Below are 6,119 nucleotides of genomic sequence, written 5' to 3' on the forward strand. Positions count from 1 at the left end.
CTCCGGCGGCACCGACGTCCACCTCGTCCTGGTCGACCTCCGCGACAGCGACCTCGACGGCCAGCAGGCCGAGGACCGCCTCCACGAGGTCGGCATCACCGTCAACCGCAACGCCGTCCCGAACGACCCCCGGCCCCCGATGGTCACCTCCGGCCTGCGCATCGGCACCCCGGCCCTGGCCACCCGCGGCTTCGACGCCGACGACTTCCGCGAGGTCGCCGACATCATCGCCGAGACCCTCAAGCCCGGCTTCGACACCGAGTCCCTCAAGGCCCGCGTGACCGCTCTGGCCGAGAAGCACCCGCTCTACGAGCGGTGAGAGACCCGGATCCTCGAAGGTCCGCCGACGGGGGCCGGCGTGACCGAGGGGTCCGGTGTGAGCGCGTCGGGACCGGGGAGTTGCCGCTCGACCGGTCCCGACGCGCTCCTGTGGCGGAGCGTCGCGGGCCGGGAGCAGCTGTGCGGCGCAGGTCCTGCGCCGGGGGCGGGCCGAGGGCGGACCGGGGGCAGGCCGGTTGCGGGGCCGGTGGTGCGGGTTCGGCAGCGGGCGAAGGCCGGCCCGGGTTCAGCCCAGGTAGCCCATGCGGTGACTGATCTCGTCCGCGCCCTTGATCAGGGCCGGCGCGATCTCCTCGATCCGCTCCTCGGTGAGGCGGTACGAGGGGCCGGAGGCGCTCAGCGCGGCGATGACGTCACCGTCCCGGTCGCGCACCGGTGCGGCGATCGCGTGCAGGCCGATCTCCATCTCCTCGAGCGTCCAGGAGTAGCCGCGCTCCCGGGCCTCGGCGAGGTTCTTCTCGAGCTTCGTCTTCGCCGTCAGCGTGTGCGGGGTGATCTTCCGCAGCCCGGCCTCGGCGAGGATGGCCGCACGCTCCTGGGCGGGCAGGTACGCGAGCAGCGCCTTGCCGCTCGACGTGGCGTGCAGCGGGGTCAGCTGCCCCACCCAGTTCTGTGCGGTGATCGCCGACGGGCCGCGCACCTGGTACAGGTTGATCGCGTAGTGCTCCTGCATCACCGCGATGTTGACGGTCTCGCCGATCTCCTCCGCGAGCCGCTCGCAGACCGCGCGGCCCTGCTGCGTGACGTCGATGCGACCGGTGACGGCGCCCGCGAGCCGTACGATCCCGAAGCCCAGCCGGTACTTGCCGCGGTCACCGGTCTGCTCCGCGAGGCCACGGGCCTCGAGCGCACCGAGCAGACGGAACGCGGTGGACTTGTGAACATCGATCTCGGCGGCCACTTCCACGACTCCGGCCTCGCCGCGCTGAGCCAGGATCTCCAACACCGTGATGGCGCGATCGACGGACTGCACCCCGCCAGCCTGGGACGTCGTCGTTCCACTATCTGGACTTTGGTTGCTCATGACGAAACTATACGCACAGTAAACAACCCCGAGGCAAGTGGCAGGGTCCACCTGTCCACACAAGTGTCCGGACTCACCGCATCGTTGCCGCTTCCCCTTGCTGTACTGGGCGTCGGATGCGCCTACCCCGCAATCACGACTCCACACCCCCTACCTCCCCTCCGTAGCAAGCAGTCACTATCAGTGATGGGTGCGGGGCGAGCTGCAAGCCGAGAGCCGGCCAGCCAGCGCTCAATGGCGGCGATCGTGAACTCTCCGGTTCGGGGCCGTCCGGCTGCCCACGTTCCGCGTTGCTGGAACAACTCCACCTCACCAGGGCTGCGCACCGCGATGAACTCTGGGTACTGCTCTCCCTGAGTGCCTCGCACGACGACGCTCCCCTCAAGGGACAGCATCACGAACGCCGGGTGGCCGTACCCGTTCCCAAGGATTCCGGTGGCCCCGCCTGCACCCGCGATGTCCCATGAACTCAGCAAGGCGACTTTCGACCACCACAGCGTTCGAGGGGTTCCGGGTTCCGCGCAGTTGACGGCCAGCAGGAACTCCGGGGTGCTCTCGGTGAAGAGTCCATTCCCGACGGACAGTCGATGCCATGCGGAATTGGCCGTCTCTCGGAGTTGTGGATCGTCAGATGGCAGCGATATGACTTCGCTCATGTCCGGTGCAGGGCAACTATCGGCGAATCCCGCAATGGCAGGCGGAATGAGCGGGGTCAGCGGATCAACCATCCCCTGGTAGTCCAGGCCGGCCTCGGCGAGTGATGCCGCCAACGCGCCTTCGTCCACGCGCTTTCTCCTCACGGTGATCAGCTACAGGGCGTCCTGTGTGGGACGCCGCGAAAAACCGTTGGCGTCTCGCCACCGGGCTTCCCTATCTTTGGTCCTGTTCCGAGAGGCCGCGTCGAGCGGTCCTCGTCAGCTGTGTGTACCGGGAGGTGTGACTGATGACTGTCGCTGCTGCGGGTGTTGCCCGCGTTCAGAAGTGCGTCACTTCCACCCCTGTGGTCACCGGCTGAACCACCCACTGACACCGCGCCGTTGAGGCGCAGCCGGGGCCACCCTGTGAAGGGTTCCCCTTGAATTCCTCTTCTGCTTCTTCCACTTCTTCTTCTCCGCTGTCCCCGTCCTCGTCGCACCCGCTGTCCCCGTACGGCTGGGACGCGGGCCGCGAGGCCGAGTTCGCCCCGTACGCCGAGCAGGGCCTGGTGCCCGGTCGGGTCGTGCGGGTCGATCGTGGCCAGTGCGATGTCGTCACCCCGGGCGGCACGGTTCGGGCCGACACCGAGTTCGTCGTGCCGCGCGACCCCGCCAAGGTCGTCTGCACGGGCGACTGGGCCGCCCTCGACCCGGAGGACGGCGACCCGCGCTATGTGCGTGCCTTGCTGCAGCGGCACACCGCGTTCCTGCGCAACACCTCGTCCAAGCGGTCCGAGGGCCAGATCCTCGCCGTCAACGTCGACCATGCCGTGATCGCGGTCTCGCTTGCCGTCGAGCTCGACCTGGGCCGTATCGAACGGTTCCTGGCCCTTGCCTGAGAGAGCGCCTAGAAGTACACAGCAGCCCTCACCTGCACGGATGCCGTTTGGAGCGGCCGGATCTGTGTTGTAGGAGGGCAATATGGCGAAGATGGCGGCAGAGGAGTTCCGGGACGGTGCTCCCGAGGAAGTGGCGGGGAAGGCCCTGGTCGACCTCTACCTCCGGCGCAGCAAGAAGCGGGAGACCGTCGAGACTCTCAAGCAGCATGGCGTGACCTGCGCCGTGAGATGGACCGGCAGGGGCTCACCGTGCGCAAGGTCTGGCTGGAGCAGAGGAGCGCCTCCAAGCAGCACGTACGGCGGGAGCAGCTCGAAGGCGCGATGGCTGCTGTCATGGCCGGCGAGGTCAAGACGCTCGCGGTGTGGAAGACGGACCGCTTCGACAGGCGAGGCATGGCCGCCATCGGTACGGCCTTGGACGAATTCGATCGCCGGCGGGCGCGTCTCTTCGTGCTTCAGGAGAACCTGGACTCCAGCCAGCCGGGCACCCGCATCGTCTTCGCGATCCTGGCCGAACGTGCCCGCGAGGAGATCAAGGACCTCACCCTTCGGGTAACGACCGGAAAAAGCGCGGCACGGACTGCTGGGCGGTGGCCGGGCGGTCGTACCCCGTACGGCGTCCGGTCCCCCAAAGGATCGGGACGGATCGAGCCGGACCCGGCCGAGTATCCGCACGCCCGTCGAATAGCGGACGAGCTGCTGACCGGGAAATCCGCGATGCGAGTGGCCCACGACCTGGAACGGGACGGAATCAGGACACGTGACGGCGCCCGGTGGGACGCTCGCGCGATCACGCGCATGGTGCGCTCGACGGCGTGGGCGGGCCTGCTGCCGACCAAGGACAGGCTGCACGACGATCACGGTCAGCCCCTCGATGTCTGGGTGCCCTCGTCTGAACCTGTGCGCGATGCTGAAGGCACCCCGGTAGTGATCGGCGTGGGTGTCGTCAGTCCGGGGGAGAGGCTCAGGATTCTCGCCCTGATCGAAGCGCGGGTCACGAAGATGGGTGGGGGCTCGCGGGGAAAGCGCCCTCACACCACGTTCCTGGGCGGAATTCTCTCCTGCCCCCTCTGCAGGAAGCCGATGACCGGCAGCGGCGGCGAGCGTGGTCGCATGTACCGGTGTCGCACCCGAGCGGTGTACGGCAAGGACGCGTGCCCCGGCGTGGTGGTCCGGGCAGAGCGCATAGACGCAGCGGTCGAAGCGATGTGGCTGAGCCATGTCTCGACCCTCGAATTCGGAGCCCCGGGCCTTGACGCCATCGTCCGACGCTGGGCGGTCCTCCACGACGTGGAGAAGGAAGCTCGCCGTAAGGAGGTCCTCGCGGGCCTTGATGCGGCCAGGGCGCGCCGTGACAAGCTGGAACACGACTTCTATGTCGAGGGCACGTTGGCGGAAGACCGGTTCAAGGCGCTGTCGGCTGAGCAGTCAGCAGTGATCGAAGCGCTTGATCTTGAGGCCGCTGAGCTCGCGCGGGAGGCCGACCTCTCGGTCTTCTTCGCGGACGGCGCGGCGCTGGCGGACGCGTGGGCGGAGTCGACGCTCACGGATCGGCGCATGCTCTTGGGCTGCGTCTTGAAGGCGTTGACGATTACCCCCGCGCGTTATCCCGGGGACCATGCGCCGATCCTCGACAGGATCGTTCCGCAGTGGGTTGCCTGAGAGCCAGGTCAGACAACATCTGACCTGGGTCTTTGCGCTCTTCAAGGTCGGCTGACACCGCTGTGGGGCCCAGTCGCGGATACTTGATCGCTGTCGGTGGGCCGGTGCGCAGTGAGCGCGCCTGCCCACCGGGGCCGGCCTGCGCCTTGGACGGCGAGCCGCTTAGTCCGCACCAATGGGGCGAACCTGGTTGACTTCGTCATGAAGTTCACCGGTTGGATGTCTCGAACTGCGGTCCTGACCGTCAGCAGGTGCCTGACCTGCAGCGACGCTCGTTTTCGAGCAGTACGAGGGGTGTCTGTCCTTCTTCGACGCCCGCGGCCTGGTGCCCCGCCCGCTGCGGATCACCGTGCAGACCGCCGTGCTGGACGGCAAGACTGTCACCACCGTCTACGAGCGCGGCTGGCCCGGTTCATCCACCACGAGGTCGACCACCTCGACGGCCTCCTCTGCACCGCCCGGATGCGGACCGTCGTAGATCCCATTCCTGTCGAGGAGTACCGACAAAGCGGCCGTGCCTGGGCGTACGAGTAGATCACTCATCCACCTGATCCCCGGGGCGGGAGGCATTCGGCGCCGACCACAGCTACATGCCGATGAAGGTCATTTTCAATGGCGTATTTCGGTCTGGCACCGGTGATGGTCTTCGCGACCTCCCCACCCTGGTAGATGTTCATCGTCGGGATGGAGATGATCCCGCACCTTGATGTGATCGTCGGATTTTCGTCGGTGTTCAGTTTGACGATCTCGATCCTGTCGCCGTGCTCCGCGGCGATCGCTTGAAGGCTTGAGGTGATCTGCCTGCATGGACCGCTCCACGGCGCCCAGAAGTGGACCAGAACGGGCCTGGTGCACTTGAGAACGACCGAGTCGAAATCGGCATCAGTGACCTCCGTCAGTGTTCCTGCCATGTATGCCTCCCGTAATCGTCCGACTCCAGTGCGAGATCTCGTCAAACCTGTGGCTCAGCTACCTCGCTCTGGTTCATGATCGGGCACAGGTGACCCCATCGGTCCGAGCGCGCCGGTGCCTAAACCCGAACGGAATCAGGCTCCTTACCCGCTTCTCATCGCTGTGGCCTGCGGAAGATCGCCATTGAACGCGATCTTCGCCAGGTCGTGAACTCACTTGTCAACCGACCTGCACTCGGCTGTCCACGGTGTGGCCGGTGTTGTTGACCTCTAGGTTCTGGCCCACTTCTTGTGGGTGCCGCCGAGGACCAGCAGGCCGCCGCAGTCGCTCGGCAGAAGCGGGCGTAACTGGCGCCCAGCATGAGCGCGGTGGCTGGCTCTGTGTCGTACCAGTGCTGGCAGATGTCCACGGCGACGGGGTCGGCCGACCTCCAGCTGCTCGTCCAGGCGGGCGGCTGCTACCTCCGCCCACACTTGCCGTTGGTCCGGCATGTATCGGTCCAAGAACTACGCCGGACGGTCACCGCCTCCCGGGCGGTGGCTGGACGAGTGCGGGCCGTGATGTTCACCAGAGATGACGGTGGTGGGGGGCCCCCCCGGCGGGGGGGGGGCCCCCCCCCCCCCCAGGGGGGGGCGGGGGGGGGGGGGC

General features: G+C 67.3%; 5 protein-coding genes and 2 pseudogenes. 4 read left to right on the forward strand and 3 right to left on the reverse strand.

Annotated elements, in window-relative coordinates:
• A pseudogene (locus QIS96_RS37480) lies at positions 1-319 on the forward strand (serine hydroxymethyltransferase); the annotation flags it as partial.
• 246 nt (positions 320-565) lie between these two features.
• On the opposite strand, the gene QIS96_RS37485 reads toward QIS96_RS37480, so the two are convergent.
• Both QIS96_RS37485 and QIS96_RS37490 read right to left on the reverse strand, forming a co-directional pair.
• A complete protein-coding gene (locus tag QIS96_RS37485; RefSeq protein ID WP_282547367.1) occupies positions 566-1,363 on the reverse strand; it encodes an IclR family transcriptional regulator in 798 nt (265 codons plus the stop codon).
• Between the two features lie 122 nt (positions 1,364-1,485).
• Positions 1,486-2,148, reverse strand: coding sequence for a hypothetical protein (locus QIS96_RS37490; protein ID WP_282547368.1), 663 nt, complete (start codon positions 2,146-2,148; stop codon positions 1,486-1,488).
• Positions 2,149-2,438: 290 nt separating this feature from the next.
• Between QIS96_RS37490 and QIS96_RS37495 the strand changes: the two are divergent.
• The 3 genes and pseudogenes from QIS96_RS37495 to QIS96_RS37505 form a co-directional block, all read left to right on the forward strand.
• A pseudogene (locus QIS96_RS37495) lies at positions 2,439-2,894 on the forward strand (ribosome small subunit-dependent GTPase A); the annotation flags it as partial.
• A 63-nt stretch (positions 2,895-2,957) separates the two neighbouring features.
• Entirely contained in the window at positions 2,958-4,559 is a 1,602-nt protein-coding gene (locus tag QIS96_RS37500) for a recombinase family protein (protein WP_349017443.1), read from the forward strand.
• A 325-nt stretch (positions 4,560-4,884) separates the two neighbouring features.
• Entirely contained in the window at positions 4,885-5,037 is a 153-nt protein-coding gene (locus tag QIS96_RS37505; protein WP_282547369.1) for a hypothetical protein, read from the forward strand.
• 61 nt (positions 5,038-5,098) lie between these two features.
• Here the strand turns inward: QIS96_RS37505 and QIS96_RS37510 are convergent, their stop codons facing one another.
• A complete protein-coding gene (locus tag QIS96_RS37510) occupies positions 5,099-5,470 on the reverse strand; it encodes a thioredoxin family protein (RefSeq protein ID WP_282547370.1) in 372 nt (123 codons plus the stop codon).
• Between the last annotated feature and the right edge of the window lie 649 nt (positions 5,471-6,119).

Origin of the sequence: Streptomyces cavernicola (assembly GCF_029968035.1) — a bacterium.
Taxonomy (GTDB): domain Bacteria; phylum Actinomycetota; class Actinomycetes; order Streptomycetales; family Streptomycetaceae; genus Streptomyces; species Streptomyces cavernicola.

Bases quoted from the DNA above. Each gene is read 5' to 3' on its own strand.
- QIS96_RS37485 (WP_282547367.1), bottom strand. From the start codon at position 1,363: ATGAGCAACCAAAGTCCAGATAGTGGAACGACGACGTCCCAGGCTGGC.
- QIS96_RS37510 (WP_282547370.1), bottom strand. From the start codon at position 5,470: ATGGCAGGAACACTGACGGAGGTCACTGATGCCGATTTCGACTCGGTC.